Raw genomic sequence first — 19,082 nt, 5'->3', positions numbered from 1 at the left:
TTTGTCTGAAAGCCAACCAGGTTAAAGGCAGTCTTGTCCAGGTTTTCAGCCCTTAGCTGGACCACGGCAAAAGGCTGTTTTCCGGTACGCGGGTCAATAAGCCCCACTGGTTTTAGCGGACCATAAGCCAGAGTCATTTCCCCTCGCGCTGCCATGGCCTCGACAGGCAAACAGCCCTCAAAATGAATTTCCCGCTCAAAATCCTTGGCCGCAACAGTTTTTGCGGACACAAGCTCTTTATAAAACCGGAAGTATTCCTCCTTGGTTAAAGGACAATTCAAATAATCTTTATCGTCCGGCGCATACCGCGCACCCCAAAAAACCTTTTCCATGTTGATGGAATCCGCGCTCACAATAGGTGCTATGGCGTCATAAAAATAAAGATTTTTGCCATCCACCCCTGTTATTTTACTTAACTCCTCAGCCAAAGGATCACTGATTAAAGGCCCGGCAGCAATAATTATGTAGTCGTAGTCTTTAAGCTCCGGATCATCCAGGCTTTGAATTTCCTTAATCTTAACCTGAATACTTTCTCTGGTCTGAATCGCATTGGTAATAAAGGCAGAAAACTTTTTCCTATCCACGGCCAATGCCTTGCCGGCCGGAACCCTGCATGCTCTTGCAGCCTGAAGCGTAATACTATTTAACTGCTCCATCTCATGTTTTAAAAGCCCAATGCCCGTGGTTAGCTCCTCTGATCGCAGAGAATTTGAACAAACCAGCTCGGCCAGAAGGGGGCTTTTGTGGGCCGGAGAAAATTTTTGCGGCTTCATCTCAAAAATGGTACAGGGGATATCAAATCTGGCAAGTTGCCAGGCAAGTTCACATCCGGCCAACCCACCGCCGATAATGGCTATATTTTTATGCATGTGTTACTCCCATATATAATGTTGAATGTTGAATGTTTAATGTTGAATTAAGAGGATAAAAAAATAACGTCGAACAAAAAAATGCTGCAAATAAAGAATCTAAGAACCTATTTTTTCTTATCTCAGGGCATAGCAAAAGCAGTAGATGATGTCTCTCTCACCCTGAATCCAGGTGAGACCCTGGCTTTAGTAGGAGAATCCGGCTGTGGCAAGAGCATGCTTGCCTTGTCAATTTTAAGGCTTGTGCCAACGCCTCCTGGCAAAATTGTCCACGGCAAGATTGAATTTAATGGCCAGGACCTGCTTCTTTTAAGCGAAAAACAAATGCAAAAAATACGGGGAAATAAAATCTCCATGATTTTCCAGGAGCCCATGACCGCACTAAACCCGGTTTTACGCATAGGCGAACAGCTCTGCGAACCCTTGATATACCACCAGGGATTATCCAGGAACCAAGCCAAAGAAAAGGCTCTAAAATTGATGCAGGAGGTGGGCATTCCTGACCCGGAAAGGAGATTTTTTGATTTTCCCCATCAACTAAGTGGAGGGATGCGCCAGAGAATCGTCATTGCCATGGCGCTCTCCTGCTCCCCGAAAATAATTTTGGCCGACGAACCAACAACTGCTTTGGATGTAACCATCCAGGCCCAGATACTGAATCTCTTGCAAAAAATGCAAAAGACCAATAATACGGCTACCGTTTTAATTACGCACGACCTGGGTCTTGTAGCCAGCACATGCCAGCGCGTGAACGTAATGTATGCAGGAAAAATCGTTGAGCAAAGTCCGGTAAAAGAACTCTTTAAGGATCCTTTGCATCCCTATACGCAAGGGTTGCTTGATTCTCTTCCCAGGATTGATAAGGACAAGGAACTGATTCCTATTCGCGGCTCAGTGCCTAATTTGCTTAATCTTCCTCCAGGATGCGCTTTTCATCCCCGGTGTAAATTTAAAAAAACCATTTGTCAGCAAAAAGAACCGCCTTTACTCTCCCACTCTCAGACAAGAAAAGTTAAATGCTGGCTTTATTAATGCGAGACAGGGTAAAATGCTAAAAATTAAGAGTCGAAGAGGTTAATTAGGTTAAAAGGTGAATTGGAATTTCAACCAATTTAACCATTAAAGAGCCTGTGGCCAAACCCTATTTCAAGCGCTGATTGAAAGTCCTGGTTTCTGAAATGCATTACAAACGGCTTGGGTAACCCAATCTTAATGAACCTTGCGGAAAAACAGAGCATCGAGATGAGTGGGCTAAATATTTTGCGATATTGACCATAACTATCGATAATAAAAAGAATATTTGTTTACCCAAAGTATCCCATTATGCTCTGTCCGCAAGCAAACTTTAGATGGGTCCAAGTCTTTGTAGCAGCATGAAAGAAACCAAGACTAGAATAAACCATGGAAATTGAGTTGATATAAAGGTTCGGCCACAGGCTCTAAAACCAATTAACCTATTTAACTATTTAACCAAAAACTCAATGAACTCAACAACTCCATTATTATCCCTTAAAAACATCAGTAAGATATACACGGTAAAAAAAGGCCTTTTAAACAAAAAAAGGCTCGAGTTAAAAGCCGTCAAGGATATTAACCTGGATATCTATCCTGGAGAAACTATTGGTCTTGTTGGTGAATCCGGGTGCGGCAAATCTACCTTGGGCAAGATCATCTGCGGGTTGGAGCGGCCTACACAGGGTCAAATCTTCTGGTATGGCCAGGAACTTTCCTGGCCCCGAAAATTTTCTCCCCGAGATATACAGATGATTTTTCAGGACCCCTTTTCATCACTAAATCCACGGCAAAAAGTAAAAGATATCATTGCCGAGCCTTTAAAAATCAACAAAATAGGTACCCCAAAAGATATCCGGGACAAGGTTCTAGAACTGGCCACTCAAGTGGGACTTTCACCTGAACATCTTAACCGCTATCCCCATGAATTCAGCGGAGGACAAAGACAGAGAATAGCCATAGCCAGGGCCATCAGCCTTAACCCCAGACTGATTGTCTGTGATGAACCGGTCTCTGCCCTTGATGTATCTGTGCAGGCCCAGATACTTAAGCTTTTAAAAAGATTGCAAACAGAGTTCAATTTGACATATTTGTTCATTTCCCACGATCTGGCTGTGGTCAAGTATCTTTGCCAACGCATAGCGGTTATGTATCTCGGAGGACTGGTGGAGATAGCCAGCAAAAAAGAACTCTACTCGTCCCCCAAACATCCTTATACGCAGGCCCTGATCAAGGCTATCCCCATTCCTGACCCTGAAATACAAACCGCCACCATTCCCAATACCAGCACTGACACAAACACTAACACATACTTTGAACTTCCAAGCCCTATAAACCCACCATCAGGATGCAGCTTTCATCCTCGTTGCCCACAAAAAATGGACATTTGTACACACAAAAAACCATCCTGGGCCACGATTTCACCAAATCATAGGGTGCGCTGTTTTTTGTACGAGAAGCCTTGAATGTAAGTGAGACAGTGATATAGTGAAGGAAATCAAAAAACGGCCATGATTTTCTTAAGTTAAAGGAATTTCAGAATTTTTGAAGCTGAATTTCAACACTCGGAATTGACAGGAGTTTCCATGACTTTTGACCGCACTCATAACCCAGAACCCACAACTCAGAGCCGCCCAGAAATCCTGGCTCCGGCAGGGAGTGAAGACTCCTTCCTGGCAGCCATAGCTGCGGGGGCCGATGCCATCTATTGCGGTCTAAAGCACTTTTCCGCACGCATGGAGGCTGAAAATTTCTCCATCAGTCATCTCGCAGGGCTAACAGAGCTGGCCCACACCAGAGGAATCAAAGTCTATGTGGCCTTAAACACGCTGGTCAAGGAAGATGACCTGGACAGCGCTGGCCGCCTTTTGGATCGCTTGAAACAATACGTTCATCCCGATGCCTTGATTATCTCTGACTTGAGCCTTGTTAACCTGGCCCGGCAGGTAGATTATAGAGGAGAAATACATTTATCGACCCTGGGACATCTAAGCTTAAAATCCGGGTTGGCTTTGGCCAAAAACCTGGGAATCTCAAGGGTTGTGTTGCCCAGAGAACTAAACATTGATGAAATTAAAGCTTTGGCTTCTGACTCGCCCATAGACCTGGAAATTTTTGTTCATGGCGCGCTCTGTTACGCTGTTTCCGGCCGGTGTTATTGGAGTAGCTTTTTAGGAGGGAAAAGCGGGCTAAGGGGCAGGTGCGTACAGCCTTGCCGTCGATTATACACCTACAAGGGGATAAGACAAAGATTCTTTTCCTGCCTGGATTTAAGCCTGGATGTCCTGACCAAACCACTATTGTCCATACCGCGTATCAAGTCCTGGAAAATCGAGGGTCGCAAGAAAGGTCCCCATTATGTCTATTATACTGTGTGTGCCTATCAGATTTTGCGCGACCACAAAGATGCACAGATGAAAAAAATGGCCCTGGAACTCCTTGATCAAGCCTTGGGCAGAAACAGAACCCATTATTATTTTCTACCCCAGCGCCCATATAACCCAATAGCCCCGAAAAACCAGAGTGGATCAGGAAAATTTATTGGCAAGGTCCAGGGCCCGGCAGAAAAACCTTTTTTTACGCCCAGAGAAGAACTTATTCCCGGCGATCTTCTGCGAGTTGGTTTTGAAGATGAAAAAGGGCATCACTTGGTCAAAATTAGAAAAAGAATACCCAAAAGAGGAAAATTTCACCTTTCAAAAAAAGTAACAAAAAACACCCCGATCTTTCTTATAGACCGCCAGGAGCCGGAACTAACGTCTAAAATCAAAGCCCTGAAGGAGAAACTTGGAAGCTTGGAGACGGAGAAACGGGGAAGCAAAGTACTTTCTTCTAACTTTAAGCCTCGTATCCCTCACCCAAAAAAGTCGAAGAGCAGGCATGCGACGGCTTCTCTGGACCTGAATATCTTTCGCCAACCAGTTAGGACCGCAAGTAAAGCCCCTCTTGGCTACTGGCTAAGCCTGGATTTTAAAAAAGGCGTGCAATTCAAGGCCATAACAAACAAGTGGTTTGTCCTGCCTCCGGTTATCTGGCCCGGTGAAGAAAAGGCCTGGCAGAAACTCATTGAGCATCTGGTAAAAAAAAGAGCCAGAAATTTTATTTTAAATGCCATCTGGCAAATGGGCTTGTTCCCGAAGAACAAGAAACTCAACTTATGGGCAGGACCTTTTTGTAATACCAGTAATAGCCTGACTATACTCACCCTAAAACAAGTGGGCTTTGCCGGCGCGATCGTCAGCCCCGAACTTGAGAGAGACAGTTTTTTGGCTCTTCCGGAGCATAGTCCTCTGCCACTGGGCATAGTTCTCAAAGGACTTTGGCCCCTGTGTATTTCGCGCACATTTTCAGATGATCTCAAAACCAGAGAGCCATTTACAAGTCCTAAACAAGAAACGGCCTGGGCCATCACCTATGATAAAAACTACTATCTCTTCCCCAACTGGGAGCTAAACCTTTCTGAATACAAAAACATATTATCTCAGGCTGGATACTCTCTGTTTATTTATATCCACGAACCTATCCCACCTAAAATCAAACTCAAAAAACGAGCCGGACTCTGGAATTGGAAACATAAATTACTGTAAGATGTGAGTATTAGTTGTATTTCGCCCAACGTGCAACGAACTTTCTTCTGGCATGATTTATGCTTGAAATATCGTGACCAAACTTAAAATTTCAAATTTAACTGAACAGCCATGTATAAATTTTTATTATCCATTGTTATCCTCTGTCTGGCAGCCTGCTCAACCATTGAGTCAAAAATAGAACAAGATTTTGAGCCTTCACTGGATACCTTGACCTTCTATCAAAGTCCGGTTGTGGAAAGATCTGCCGCACCCATCTATACCATGCCTCCCTTTCCTGCTAAAACCGCATTAAAAGCAGTTTTCTTCCCCTTTTATGTGCGTGAGCAAGTGGAAAAACCAAAGGTTATCGGAGATACCATTGGCTACCTTTTCTGGCAGGCGTGGGTTGGACAGGGAGTATTTCCGGCCATGGTCTATGAGAACAAATTCGGGTATCCCGGCAAAGAAAAGGCAAGGGCTTATGCCATGAAAAAGGGTGCCGATCTTTATGTTCTGGGCCAGTTGAAACATTTCCTTGATGGAGGTTCGCAAGGTAGCTCCAGCCTGGCCATCCAGGTCAACATTTACTCCATCTACTCCAATAAGTTGGTCTGGACCATGGAACACTCAGGCCGGATAGATAACAGGCCAGATGTAGATTTTGTCCTCTTTAAACGAAAAACATGGATGCCGGAGTCACCCCTCTACGTCATCTTAAATGCCCTGGCCTATGATCTGGCAAGGCCAGTAAAAAAATGGGCTGCCGGTCAAGATTTCCGTAAGGGGCTAAAACATCTACGTTATTGACGTAACAGCAAAAAATCATTTAACGATAAATGGATAACTGTGACGCAATTTGTCAGGAGATAAAGGCAAAGGGCTAACGGAATTATTTAGGCCCCAAAAAATTAAAGGCATAGGGAAGACGTAACTAAAAAAAGTGTAAATTCCTGCATCAGGTACAGCACGGGGAAATGCTGGAGGTATAAGAACGTGGAACAAAAGACTCATTTAAAAATCAACCCAATATTATGGGGTCGCCCCATAGAGCTTGCAGACGGTTCAGCCAAGGTTGAGTTAACTGTGACCAAAGAAATGGCTGCCGATGAATATGGTCTTACCCATGGCGGAACTATTTTTGGACTGGCTGATTACGCCGCAATGCTTGCAGTCAATCATCCCAATGTTGTTCTGGCCGGGGCAAAAGTAAAGTTTTTGAAGCCCGTGCAAACAGGTGATGTATTACTGGCCAAGGCCAAAGTAGAGAAAACCGAAGGGAAAAAAATAACTGTTTTTGTACATGTAGAAAAGGACGCAGACCAGGTCTTCTCCGGAGAATTTATTTGTGTTATCCCTAACAAGCATGTTTTGAACAAGTGACAAATGTATTTTCCTACACTTTTCTTAATCCTTTAATGCCGCAAGAAAACTCCTGGCCTGGACTTTGTAGCGACTATCTTTGGATGCCTCTAAAAAAGCCTTCTTCGCCATGGAAAAATTTTCCATCTCCATGGCGCATACTCCCAACATGAAATGAGCAAGTCCATTTTTTGGTTCTATACTTAAAGCATTCTGAAACTCTCTGGCCGCCTCGGCCCATTTACCGTAACTATAATAAACCTTGCCTTTTTCCAGATAGCGTCGGCCTGTGGGTTCTTTTTGTAGGGCAAGGTCCAGGTAATAAATAGCTTTATCCAAACGTCTGGCCAGGGCAAATTCTTTAGCCAGTTCGTCGCACTTCTTGGGCTCGGGAGAGCTTCCATACGCCTTTTCTAAAGCCTTGGCAGCTTTTAATGGAAGATTTAAATATGAATAGATATTGGCCAGTTCCAGCCATTCTTTTGAGGTTGGAGATTTAAGCTTGTAAGCCACCTCAAGGGCGCTAACAGCCTGTGGATAATCTTGCTTCTGAAATGCAGTATAGGCCAGGAGTTTCCAGGACTCACTTGTTGTGGGGTTATGGGCAAGATGCTTTAATATAACGTCCTCGGCTTTCTTGAATTTTTTAAGTTCAAGTAGCACATATACATACAACTCTACCCAATCTTTTTGGACCTTATCAGCAGTCCTGGTAAACAGACGCTCCAGGGGACGAAGCGCCTTATAGTAGTCTTTGGCCTGATACCAGGATAAAGCCGCGTTATAGAGTAATTCCCCGTCAGGTTTGTCTGCCAGGCTAAAAGCCTGTTCAAAAAATTTCCCGGCTTCCCTGTATTTTCCCAATTCATAAGCTGCCTGAGCAAAATTTTGACACAGAGCAAAACAATCGGGGTCAAGGGCAATACCTGTTTTATAGGTATTATAGGCGTTTTGAAAGTCATGGCTCAAATACCATACGTTGCCCAGGAGATAGTAAATCATTGCATGGGGCTTTTTCGGATACTTTTGAACATAATCCAAAAGAAATTTCCTGGCCTGAGCATAGTCTTTTTGCTCTATGGCCTTTTGTGATACGTACAGGGTCTTCTGCACTGCCCAGGGGATTTCTGGACGAGGCCGCCCTGCCCAGGCTGACAGACTAAAAAGCAAAAAACCGGACAGAAAAAACAGAGGTACAGGCAACAAGCGCATCTTTGACCTCACTGAGCAAGATTAAATTGAATAGGCAATCGTATCCAGGTAGGTACAGGCATCCCCTGATATCTGCCAGGCGCAAAGCGCCATTTTTTAACGGCCATGAGGACACTCTGCTCAAACACCCCTTTGGGCCTGGCTTCCTCAATGGTTATTTTTCTCACATAACCGTGTTCATCGACTAGAAACCTGACCACCACTTTTCCGCTGATATTTCTGCGCCGGGCAATAAAGGGATAGATGGGTTTTACCTTATTGATGAGTTTCGGGGCTTGATCTACCTCTCCGAGCTCAAATTCGCCGAGGCCAGAGGGCAACCCTGGTAACGGGTTGGATACCCCAGACGAAAAAATCTCAATATCTGTCTTTAGTTTGGCTTGAAGCGAAAATTGCTTTTCTGGCAAAAGACAGCCTAAATCTGGTTTGATCTGTCCCACTTCTTTTCTTTGAGAGAAAGCAGTCTCCGGCACCTTTTTAGGTAGGTTTGGTTTAGGTACATCACGTTTTTGGAGATGGGACTTTGGCTGCCCCGGTCTATACGTGCTCAAAATAATCGGCTCGGTAAATTCTCTGTTTATTGTTACTAAATCCCTGGAAGACAAATATGGGATGGATAAAAAAACAACTAAATTGAAGACAAAAGCTATAGCAAAACTCAAGAACCATGCTTTACGAGACATAGGTTTATCTATTGGGCTTTTGGGCAGCAATACTGATATTTTTGGCTCCGGCCAAACGGCACGCATCCAAAACCCGAATCACCGTACCGGTCTGGCTGGCCTTATCCGCAACCACAACTACCGAAGCCTCTGGATTTTCTGCCAGAAACCTTTCCACGTGTCCCCGCACCGACCGAATATCCACTGTTTTTCCTGAGATGAAAATCAGTCCATCCTTGGTCACGCCTATAACCATATTAACTTTTTCCTTTGTTATGGCTGACCTGGCTGTGGGTCTTTGCACATCCACCCCGGCCTCTTTGACAAAACTTGTAGTGACCAGGAAAAAAATGAGTAGAATAAAGACCATGTCGATAAGCGGGGCCATATTGATCTCAACAGTCCTGGAGCGTCTGCTGTTTTTGTAACGAAAGCAACTCATATATATCCCCACTGTCCTTCTCAACTAGTCATCATCTCAACCATCAGACTATTGCAAAAGCGCTTAATCCGGGCCTTGAGCTGCTCTGCTCGACGAAGAAGAAAATTACCCATAAACAGCCCGGGGATGGCCACGATCAGACCTATTTGTGTTGTAATCAGAGCTTCTGATATCCCGGACGAGAGTGCTTTGGCATTGCCTGTCCCAAATAATGAAATTACTTCAAAAGAGGCAATCATGCCTGTTACCGTGCCCATAAGCCCAAGCAGAGGAGCTGTCCCCGCAAGAACCAAGATAGTCTTGATATGGCGTTCAATGGTCAAATAATATCTACAAGCCAAGGTATGAAGTAACTTTTGGTCAATTTCCGGATCAAAACTACGCTTGCCTAGAAAATTTTTGATAAGTTGTCCTTGCCATCCTGGAATATCCCTACCTTGTTTCAAACGGACAAAACATTCATTCAGTGGAATTTCTGTGCGACGATAAGTGTAGATTTGCTTTAATTTAACTATAATAAGGGTCCACATCCAAATAGAGAGCCCCAACAAAAGAACTATCACGCACCCGCCAGCATCAAAATAGCTGACAACCTGCTCAAACCAACCTGAGGAAACAAACATAACGAGTTTATTTAATTTCCGGAGCCAAACCGTGGCCTTCACCCTTCATTATACTCACCGTAAGCGTCATGCTTTTTTCCTCCATGTCTGCGACTAATCTATCTACTTTTTGTTCCAGAAAATGATGCATGAGCATGATCGGGATAGCCACAGCCAAGCCTAGCTGGGTAGTGACCAAGGCTTCTGAAATGCCCCCTGACATCATGCGGGGATCGCTTGTGCCGTAGAAAGTTATGACCTGGAAGGTATCGATAATACCAGTTACTGTTCCGAGTAAGCCCATAAGCGGGGCAATGGCCCCCAGAACACTCAAGGTGGGCAGAAAGCGCTCCAACCTGGGGACCTCTTTGATAATTGCTTCATGCAAGGCGTTCTCCAAAACATCCTTGCTCGCCCCAAGATGCGCAAGACCGGCTGCCAGTACCTTGCAAACCGGCACACGGTCATTGGTCGCGCTCAATTCTTTGCATTTGTCCAATAACCCCTGACTGACCAAGGAGTTAAAATTCTGCATAATCTCATCAGTATCGGCCTTGATCCTGGCCAGAAAAAATAATCGCTCCAATACGAGGACGAAGGCGGTTAACCCAACAAGGAGAATGGGCCAGACCAAAAATCCACCGGAGAGAAGCCATTCCTTTATTCCCTTGGAATGACTCAAACGCTCAAGAATCACGCCTCCGGACAAATCAAGGGGCAGAACATCGCTGTTGCCTTCCAAATATTTGCGTATCGCTCTAGCCACTGACCATGAAGTATCGCCGGAGTAAGCTGCCAAAAGCCTCTGTTTTGGATCATAGCGCAAAAACCCAACACTTCCGCCGCTTTCACCAACTTTATTCTGACGGTAGAAAGCTACAATGTCTCCCACGCGCAGGGTTTCACCTCTTATTCTTATACCTTTCGGGCTAATAAACTCTTCTCTTGATTGACGAATCTGACCCGATGCCTTCATGTGAGCAAATAACGATTCAACAAGGGCCCGGACATCCTCAAATGAAGGAAACTGTTTTGCCTCCGACAAACACTCTATTCTTTGGAGATATTGTGGGTATTCAGGAGATATAAGGCTGTTTTGAAAAAGTTTGTTCGCATCCCTGGCTGCCGCGCGCACAATTCCTTCCAGGCTCTTTGCCTCCTGTACCTCTTTTTCCAGTTGCGCACGCTCTTTTTCTTCCTGTTTAAGCAAGGCTTCAAACTGGCCTTTGAGTCGATTAAATTTTTTTTCTTCTCTGAGTACAGCTTTTTTTAATCGGGCCAGCTGCTGCAAAAGTGCGGCTCGCTCTTTCTTGATTATCTCTTTGGTTTCTAGTGTTTCTAGTTTAATCTGGTCGACTTCGTTTTGAACTCGAGCCGTCAGCTCTGGCCATGTCTGATTTTTTCCAAAGCACGGCAAGGTCCAAAAGCATACTATAAGTGAAACAAGGAAAATGGTGTGGTTCATGGCTGAACTCTCCTTAGTGGGAGCTCGACCAGTTCATAGGCCCGTCTGCGTTCAATCATGTCCAGGGCTTTGCTGATTTCTGAATTAAAGGAAGCAGGGAGTTCCCTCCACGTATTGGAAGACCTATCCAAATATCCACATTTTTTTCCATCCAAGGTTAGATAAAAAAGGGCAACGCGACCAACACGCAAAAGATAAACCTGGGTTGACTCGTTGTCCTGCGATAAAACTGCCTCGTTTTTTTCTATTCCCCGGCCATATTCAGCCTCAACCTGCAAAGCTTCCAGTACCCGACGCAATTTCTCGCTTAATTCAAGATGATAGTCGTCAAGGGAATTCTTTAGAAAGGCGAGTCTTTTTTGTCGTTCCTCGGGCAAAAAGCTTAAGTCTGATGCAATGAATTCCTCCAGCCGTTTGACGGTATCGTCCAGATATGGTTCCAAAAAAATGTTTATCTTTTTGGCTTCCTCTCTCTGCCTTTTAAGCTCAGCAATAACCTTTCTTTGCTTTTGAATATAGCCCTCATACTTTTTTTGCTGGTGGGTGTACCATCGCTTTAGATTTTTAAGTTCTAAAATTTCAGAAAGGAGTTTCTCCCGTTCCACAGCCCATGCATCAACTTCACCCTGGACCTTTTGCGCCTCTTTGACAGCTCCTTCCATGGAGTTAATCAATTTTTGCGGTGTCTCTTTGCCTTGGCCTGTAAAAGGAAAGAAAAAAAGAAAAGTGATAAAGAAAACAAGACCTTTTAGCACTTTTAATGCTCCATTTTTGATAGGGGATACTTTTTTGAAATGATTTGAACGACAAATTTAGATACCAAGGACATCTTCCTTGAGCACGTCTACTAAGGTCGCTGCTTTTAGATCTTCAATTTTAAAATATTGAGCTCCAAGTTTTAAAGCAATTTCTTTTGCCAGACCAAAAGTGATGAGACCGGATTTTTCCACATCAATCACTACACTACGAATACGGTTATCGTTTCGGATGATCGTAGCAAGCTCCATTACTTCTTCCAGCGGCTTTCTGCCAGATAGACTCACATTGGCCTTGCCATCAGAAACGAGCACCATAAGAGGATAGGTGTTGGGATCTTTTCTAAGCTGGACATCCAGGACATGGTAACCCACAGCAATGCCTTGGGATAGAGGGGTTTTACCTCCAGTGGGTAGTTCTTCAAGGAGTTTGTACGCGAGTTCAATGCTATTCGTTGGCGGTAGGAGTACTTCTGCCTCCTTGCCTCGGAAGGCCACAAAAGAAACCTTGTCCCGCTTTTGATACGCATCGAGAAGAAGGGAAAGGACAGCGCCCTTGGTTTCGACCATCCTTTTCCCAGCACCCATGGAGCCACTGGCATCCACCACAAAGACGATCAAATTGCCAATACGTTTTTCCCGCACTTTCTGGCGAAGATCGCATTTTTCAATAACAACGCTTACCCCTTCTCTACTTCGCTTAGCCTGATAAGGTGCTGCCGCGCGCAATGTCGCGTCCAGGGCCAGGTCCTGAGGATTTTGATTTAGATTACTTTTCACATAACGGCCCATTTTATGGGTCGTACGAGTGCGGGACCTCCGTCCTGACCCTTTTCTGAACGACCGGTCACGCTTCATTAAAAATGGTTTTGCCCTAAATGGTGCGCCTACAGGAAATATTGTTTCCACTCCTGGGCCGGCAGGAGATTGGTCCTCATGGGAATCATTTTGTTCAGGAGTGGCCTCCTCGGGAGTGTCTGGCATCTTTTGATTTTCGGCACTCCTTTGCTTGTGTTCATGGTGTTCCGTTCTGTCTTCGGATGATTCTTGCTCGTGCTTGCGCTCATGGTCATGTTCATGCCGAGATGGAGGAGGCGAGGGAGAATTAACTCTTCTGCGATGTAAAAGAGTCAATTCGGCAGCTTTTAACACATCATCTTCCAATACATTATCGCGTTCCTGAAGCGCTGCAAGCGCCCGTGCAGTTTTTCTAAGTGTAATATCTGCTCTATGGCCCGCAACAAAGGCCTCCAAACAGAGGCTGGAACAAAGCTGAAGCAGCTTTTGGGACATCCTCACCCGAGGCAAAAGCCGGCGAGCTTTTAGAATGCGCCTAGTCAAATCTTCCTGTTCAGAAAAAAATTTTTTAACAAACAACTCGGGATCCTGATCGAACTGTTCTCTCAGCTGAAGCACACGCATACGCGGTTCAGGCTCGGAAGGAGCGCAAACTTCCACGCTAAGCCCAAAACGGTCCAAAAGCTGTGGTCTGAGTTCTCCTTCCTCCGGATTCATAGTGCCGATGAGAATAAACTCCGACGGATGAACCAGAGATATCCCTTCGCGTTCAACAATATTCATGCCCATGGCCGACGCGTCCAGAATAATATCCACAATATGATCATGAAGCAGATTGACTTCATCGATATAGAGAATACCTCGATGGGCAGCGGCCAAGAGCCCTGGTTCAAAAGCCTTCTTCCCTGACTTAACAGCTTCTTCCAGATTAATGGTTCCCGTTATTCGCTCTTCAGTTGCACCAAGAGGGAGATCCACTAGTTTAATCTTTCTGCGCTTAACAGGCAGTGCTTGGCCTTGTTGGAGCTTTGTCCGACACAAAAAACAAAGCTCTCCATTCGGGTCACACCCAAAAGGACAGTCTGCTACTACCTCGATTTCAGGCAACAAATTTGCCAGTGCGCGCACTGCCGTGGATTTGGCTGTACCCTTTTCACCCCGGATTAGGACCCCTCCAATGGACGGACACACCGCATTCAACAAGAGCGCTTCTTTCATCTGCTCCTGTCCAACAATAGCCGGGAAGGGATAAACAGGCCGCGTTTCCCAGCCAACCCTTACTCCTGAGAAACTCGTATTTGCTGCGTAACTGGTCTTGACTTGCATCTTCGGATGTGTCCAACTCTTTGTTAGCATTGAATAAAAAACCTGGGAAAAGGCCACAAAAATTGAATTATCCACCAAAAATTTGCTGTATCTTTTCAGCTTCAAGACCAATCTTTTGAAAAGGCTTCTTGCGCATGCGGTGGGGCAAAGCCATTTCTGCGGCCTCCCTGATGTCTTCGCGGATTACCTCCTTACGACCACCAAGAGCAGCCAGTGTCTTGGCTGTTTTCATCATGACAATGTCGGCCCGGTGACCGTCCACATTCATTTCTATAGAAGTTTCAGCAATCAAGCGGAGCATGTCATCAGACAAACTGACCCCAGGCAAAATCTTTTTGGCCTGTACAATGCGCTGACTCAACTTTTCTTCTTCTTTACGCCATTTTTCCTGAAAAGCTTCAGGGTTTTCTTCATACTCTGCCCGCAGTTTAACTACTTCCACTCTCTGGTCCACATCCGTGATGCCTTCAACCTGGACACAAAGTCCAAACCGGTCCAGAAGCTGGGGCCTGAGCTCCCCCTCTTCCGGGTTCATGGTACCGATGAGAACAAACTCGGCAGGATGGGAAAAGGAAATTCCTTCCCTCTCTACTGTATTTACCCCCATAGCCGCAGCATCCAGCAGCACATCCACGATATGGTCATCCAGGAGATTGACTTCGTCTACATAAAGAATCCCTCTATGGGCCTGGGCGAGGATGCCGGGTTCAAAGTGCTTTTCTCCCTCTTTAATTGCCTTTTCCAGATCGAGAGTACCCAGGACCCTATCTTCTGTGGAACCAACCGGAAGATCCACTACGCGAATCTTTCTGCGCGTTACAGAAAGCTGTTTTCCCTGGGTCAACTTTTCCGCACATACAGGACAAACTTGCGAAGCTTGACGCGGACAGCACCCAAAAGGACAGTCTGCTACAACCTCGATTTCAGGCAACAAACTTGCCAGTGCGCGCACTGCTGTGGATTTAGCAGTTCCCTTTTCGCCTCGGATAAGCACCCCGCCCAGTTTGGGATTAACAACATTTAAAAGTAGCGCTTTTTTCATCTTTTCCTGGCCTACAATGGCCGAAAAAGGAAATGTTCGATTTGCCTTCATAATAACTTCCTACATTTCTCCTATTAGTCTAACTGCTTTGATCATCCCATTCCTTTCTCCACATCTTCAGGAGAAAAAATATCCACTGCTCCGCCCTGGAAATCACCTTCAACCTCGCCCATGGATTCTTCTAACCAGCCTTCCATTTCCAGGTACGCCTCACGCAGCCCTTGCGATACTTCCGGATCAGCCTTCCATAGTCCCCGACTTTCGGCCTCCAAAAGCCTGCGACCGATTTCTTCTAGGGCCCATGGATTGTTTTCTTTAAAAAACTCCCGGTTTTCTTCATCCAGAACAAATGTTCGGGCTATGTCGTCAAAGATCCAATCATCCACCTCCTGGGTCGTTGACTCCCAACCGTAAACCCGGCCAACTCGTTTGGAAATGTCTCCTGCACCTTTATAGCCGTGCCGTTTCATTCCTTCGATCCATTTGGGATTGAGCAATTTTGTCCTGACCACACGACGAATTTCATCGGCAAGATCACGCACTTCCACCCGTTCCGGTTCTCGCGTATCACCATAATAGACTTTGACTTCTTTCCCGCTGATGTGCCTGGCCGCAGCTGTGATCCCTCCGTGTGTCCCAAAGTAACAACAACACCCGAAAATATCGTGCTCGTCAGAAACGACCTTATTAAAGGTCACATCAACACTTTTAAGACTGCTCATAAATTGGTCATGGGATGCTTGCCCAAAAATTCCTTTTCCATAGGCATAGCCGTTCCAATGGACAAAGATATCTGACAAATCCTTTTCATCCTTCCAGGCAGACGCATATACTGCGAGATTGACTCCGGGCCGATATGTTCCCGGTTTTGAGGAGAAAATTCGCAAGGTAGCCTTTCGCCAGCGATCTTTATCAGACTTAACCTGCTCTTCTGACTCTAATTTTTCCAGAGAGTGCTTGCGTACATAATTCATGTTCAGGGGCTCATCCAGAGAAGCGACCGCATAGATGGCTTCGTCCAACAAATCGATACATTCCGGAAAATTATCCCTGGTGATGCCGGAAACGCGGATGGTCACATCAATCCTGGGCCTGCCCAACTTTTCCAGAGAAATGATCTCGAACCCCTTGACCCTGCCGTCTGAGAGCCAGACAGGGCGTACTCCAAGAAGAGAGAATATCTGCCCCATGCCCTCTCCGTCAGACCACATGATGTCCGTACACATCCAGTAAACAGCCACATTCTCAGGAAACCGGCCTTCTTCACTCATATGTTTATCTATAACTGCAGCAGCCAACTGCTCACCCACACGGTATGCTGCCTTTGTTGGCACCCGCCTGGGGTCGAGGGAATAAAAATTTCTTCCGGTGGGCAGAATATCATCCCTTCCCCTGGTAATCACTCCTGAAGGACCAGCAGGTATATATCTCCCGTCAAACCCATTAAGTAAGGAATCTATTTCTTTGGAGGCCTCAATCCTCTTGTCCAGATCAAGAATCCTGGCCTGAATCTCTGCCAAATGCTTGAGCTCGTGTTCATCTACGAGGCGCTCTCCCAAAAGTTTGCGCACCTCCTTTCCAAAACTCCCATTACCAGATGATTTGAGAGCCTGCTCCACAATAAGCCTGCCATAGGAATCAATCTCTTCCAGAAGTTCACCGTGACTCTTTTGCCACCTGGGACTCACTTCACCGGGTTCATTTAAAAGACTCTGAAGTTCAAGCCCCATAAGTCGGCAAAGAATTTTTCGAACCGACCTTTCCTCATCTGCATCAAAACGCAGGATTAAATAAATAAAGTTGGTCCGCCTCTCACCTTGAGGGATTTCTCCGAAAATGTGCATACCGTCCTGGATCTGGGTATTTCTGATACGACTTAATACTTCATGAGCTTTTCTTACAACTTCATCAAAAGGAGTCTCTTTATCGAGATTAATTTCCTGATCCAGGTTGGTCTGTTTTATCAGATCAATGATCATGTGTTCCAGCGCATGAGCGCGGGTTTTATCGGTAATTTTGGCCTGTTCGTATTCGCTCAAAAAACGTCCAAGCTCTTCCAGTTCTTCATATAATCCGGCCTGACTCATCACGGTCTGCATATGATCCACAAGGGTGGCGTAACTTCTCCTTTTAGCGATGATCCCTTCTGGAGAATTGTCGGAATTATAGATATAGAGGTGGGGCATTTCATGAATGCAAATATCCGGAAAACAGGCTTCAGAAAGACCGGCTCCTTTCCCTGGAAGGAACTCCACATTCCCATGCGTTCCTACATGCACAATTACATCCGCTCCAAAGCACTCTTCCAGATAACGATAGGTGGCCAGATATTGATGTGGAGGGGGAACATCAGGGTCGTGCAAAATTTTGCACACCTGGCCATCACAGCGGGGGCCGGCGCATCCACGTTTGGGTTGCACACAAACGACCGCATTGCCATAAGGGACTCCTGTGACCACAATTTTGCCCTCATGGACCATTGCCGGTGGCACGCCGTTTATTTCCTCTCCTGGGGGCTCTCCCCATGCACTGCTTATTCGCTTACGAACCTTTTCTGGTAAATCTCTCCACCATTTTAAATATTGGTTAAGCGGTACCAGGTCCAGGGCTCCGCCTTTCTTGACGATTTCATTGACAGTGGTCCAGCGAAATTCAGAAATGGCTTTGCGGTCCATGATGGTATTGATGAGTTCCTTGCCGTCTTTTGGGGCAGCCACCGCATAGCCTCGCTTGCGCATTGTTTGCAGGATGCGGGCGACACTTTCCAGCGAATCAAGTTTTGCCGCTCCACCTACTGTGCCTTCTGCTGAAGCGCAGGGATTATTGTGAAGAATAAAGGCTACCTTTCGCTCAGAAACCGGTTTTTGTCTGAGAACCACCCACTTTTTGACTCTTTGGGCCAACCGACGGCAACGTTCCTCAATAGGTACGCGCTCTTCAAGTTCAACTCCGGTTTCACTGTCTTCAGACTTCCCTGCCCCACCAATGATAAGGGGCTCAATCACGCCCTCAAATTCGGGCATTGCCACGCACCAGCTAATGTCGGTCCCAAGTCCTTGCTCGTCATTTTCCCATTCATCGGGCGACTTGTAGCTGGATACAACAGGTTGAAACACAGGAACATTGAGTTTTGTAAGCAGGCTAACACCATCCTCGGCGCTTCCAATATCAGAAGATTTGTCACCTCTCTGTTTTCCCAGAAAAAAAGCCTGAAGTTTTACCATGGCCTGGATGCGGGAATTACCTTCAGGAGTAAAAAAGACCTCCTGGACAACTTGAGCGCTTCCTTTTGCGCCCAGGCCGGGATCTTTCACACTGTAGGAAAAGGCCGGGATAACTCTAAGTCCAAGGTTCTCCAACTCGGTAACAAGAAAATCTTCAACCGCCAGATTGTTATTAACCCAATAATGGCGGGCAAAAAGTAGTCCTACACTAGGCGCGTCTTTTATATTTTTCTTGGCAGCATGTCCTTCATACCACTGCAAATAGTCATCAACCGAAGAAAAGTAAGAAACAGGTGCCAGAGGATGATACAGCCCCTCCCACGGGACTTCTTTAGGCTGCTCTACTGGAATGTCATGCCCCATCACTTCCCTGGCAATATAACAAAACATGTTGGCACAATTTTCTTCGCCTCCCAGGGTGAGGTAATCGTAACAAGTCTGAACTATAGCAGGAGAAACAGTGGACAGGGCCCAATAGGAGGGGTCATGGCTCAGGCAAACAACCGGGATACTTTGGCCAATATCCTTGAGCTCTCTTTCAATGATTTCCCAAAATGATTCTGAAGAACGATACAGCAGGATTACATCTGCTTTCTTGAGTTTACTCAGTGCATCTTCTGGTTTTGATGGGTCTTTTTCCAGGGTGCTGGAAGAAAAAATTTTTAGGTCAAGCCAATCTAAGCTCTTGCTGGCCTGAACAAGCGTAGGAACGTAGCTATTCCAAACAATAGCGGCAATGTTCATAG

At 45.7% G+C, this 19,082-nt stretch carries 15 protein-coding genes; 5 read left to right on the top strand and 10 right to left on the bottom strand.

Going from position 1 to position 19,082, the window contains the following annotated elements:
- Window positions 1–869, bottom strand: an 869-nt coding sequence (gene trmFO / locus AC3WVG_RS03685; protein WP_488796829.1) for a methylenetetrahydrofolate--tRNA-(uracil(54)-C(5))-methyltransferase (FADH(2)-oxidizing) TrmFO, incomplete at its 3' end; no start/stop codon positions are given.
- Window positions 870–950: 81 nt separating this feature from the next.
- On the opposite strand from trmFO, the gene AC3WVG_RS03680 reads away from it, so the two are divergent.
- From AC3WVG_RS03680 to AC3WVG_RS03660, 5 genes are all read left to right on the top strand, one after another.
- Window positions 951–1,901: an ABC transporter ATP-binding protein gene (locus AC3WVG_RS03680; protein ID WP_488796828.1), complete on the top strand. Its 951-nt coding sequence runs from the start codon at window positions 951–953 to the stop codon at window positions 1,899–1,901.
- A gap of 449 nt (window positions 1,902–2,350) precedes the next feature.
- Window positions 2,351–3,346, top strand: a complete 996-nt coding sequence (locus tag AC3WVG_RS03675) for an ABC transporter ATP-binding protein (protein ID WP_488796827.1) — start codon at window positions 2,351–2,353, stop codon at window positions 3,344–3,346.
- A 120-nt stretch (window positions 3,347–3,466) separates the two neighbouring features.
- Entirely contained in the window at window positions 3,467–5,467 is a 2,001-nt protein-coding gene (locus AC3WVG_RS03670; protein WP_488796826.1) for a peptidase U32 family protein, read from the top strand.
- A 111-nt stretch (window positions 5,468–5,578) separates the two neighbouring features.
- Window positions 5,579–6,256, top strand: coding sequence for a hypothetical protein (locus AC3WVG_RS03665; protein ID WP_488796825.1), 678 nt, complete (start codon window positions 5,579–5,581; stop codon window positions 6,254–6,256).
- A 186-nt stretch (window positions 6,257–6,442) separates the two neighbouring features.
- Window positions 6,443–6,829 carry a PaaI family thioesterase gene (locus AC3WVG_RS03660; protein ID WP_488796824.1) on the top strand — a complete coding sequence of 129 codons (387 nt, stop codon included), beginning with the start codon at window positions 6,443–6,445 and terminating at the stop codon, window positions 6,827–6,829.
- Between the two features lie 24 nt (window positions 6,830–6,853).
- Here AC3WVG_RS03660 and AC3WVG_RS03655 read toward each other — a convergent pair whose 3' ends face one another.
- The 9 genes from AC3WVG_RS03655 to cobN form a co-directional block, all read right to left on the bottom strand.
- A complete protein-coding gene (locus AC3WVG_RS03655) occupies window positions 6,854–8,020 on the bottom strand; it encodes a tetratricopeptide repeat protein (RefSeq protein WP_488796823.1) in 1,167 nt (388 codons plus the stop codon).
- An 8-nt stretch (window positions 8,021–8,028) separates the two neighbouring features.
- Window positions 8,029–8,703, bottom strand: a complete 675-nt coding sequence (locus AC3WVG_RS03650) for an energy transducer TonB (protein WP_488796822.1) — start codon at window positions 8,701–8,703, stop codon at window positions 8,029–8,031.
- A gap of 4 nt (window positions 8,704–8,707) precedes the next feature.
- On the bottom strand, window positions 8,708–9,124 hold the full coding sequence (locus AC3WVG_RS03645; protein WP_488796821.1) for an ExbD/TolR family protein: 417 nt from the start codon (window positions 9,122–9,124) through the stop codon (window positions 8,708–8,710).
- A gap of 20 nt (window positions 9,125–9,144) precedes the next feature.
- Window positions 9,145–9,747, bottom strand: a complete 603-nt coding sequence (locus AC3WVG_RS03640; RefSeq protein WP_488796820.1) for a MotA/TolQ/ExbB proton channel family protein — start codon at window positions 9,745–9,747, stop codon at window positions 9,145–9,147.
- 7 nt (window positions 9,748–9,754) lie between these two features.
- Entirely contained in the window at window positions 9,755–11,191 is a 1,437-nt protein-coding gene (locus tag AC3WVG_RS03635; RefSeq protein ID WP_488796819.1) for a MotA/TolQ/ExbB proton channel family protein, read from the bottom strand.
- On the bottom strand, window positions 11,188–11,946 hold the full coding sequence (locus AC3WVG_RS03630) for a DUF3450 domain-containing protein (RefSeq protein ID WP_488796818.1): 759 nt from the start codon (window positions 11,944–11,946) through the stop codon (window positions 11,188–11,190). The genes AC3WVG_RS03635 and AC3WVG_RS03630 overlap by 4 nt, the downstream gene beginning before the upstream one ends.
- 57 nt (window positions 11,947–12,003) lie before the next feature.
- Window positions 12,004–14,070 carry a putative cobaltochelatase gene (locus AC3WVG_RS03625; RefSeq protein WP_252380382.1) on the bottom strand — a complete coding sequence of 689 codons (2,067 nt, stop codon included), beginning with the start codon at window positions 14,068–14,070 and terminating at the stop codon, window positions 12,004–12,006.
- 67 nt (window positions 14,071–14,137) lie between these two features.
- On the bottom strand, window positions 14,138–15,163 hold the full coding sequence (gene bchI / locus AC3WVG_RS03620; protein WP_488796817.1) for a magnesium chelatase ATPase subunit I: 1,026 nt from the start codon (window positions 15,161–15,163) through the stop codon (window positions 14,138–14,140).
- 41 nt (window positions 15,164–15,204) lie between these two features.
- On the bottom strand, window positions 15,205–19,080 hold the full coding sequence (cobN, locus tag AC3WVG_RS03615) for a cobaltochelatase subunit CobN (RefSeq protein ID WP_488796816.1): 3,876 nt from the start codon (window positions 19,078–19,080) through the stop codon (window positions 15,205–15,207).
- Window positions 19,081–19,082: the final 2 nt, after the last annotated feature.

The organism is Desulfovulcanus sp., from assembly GCF_982781345.1.
The sequence above is the reverse complement of the archived record's forward strand: the minus strand, read 5'-3'. Positions and strand labels throughout refer to the sequence as shown.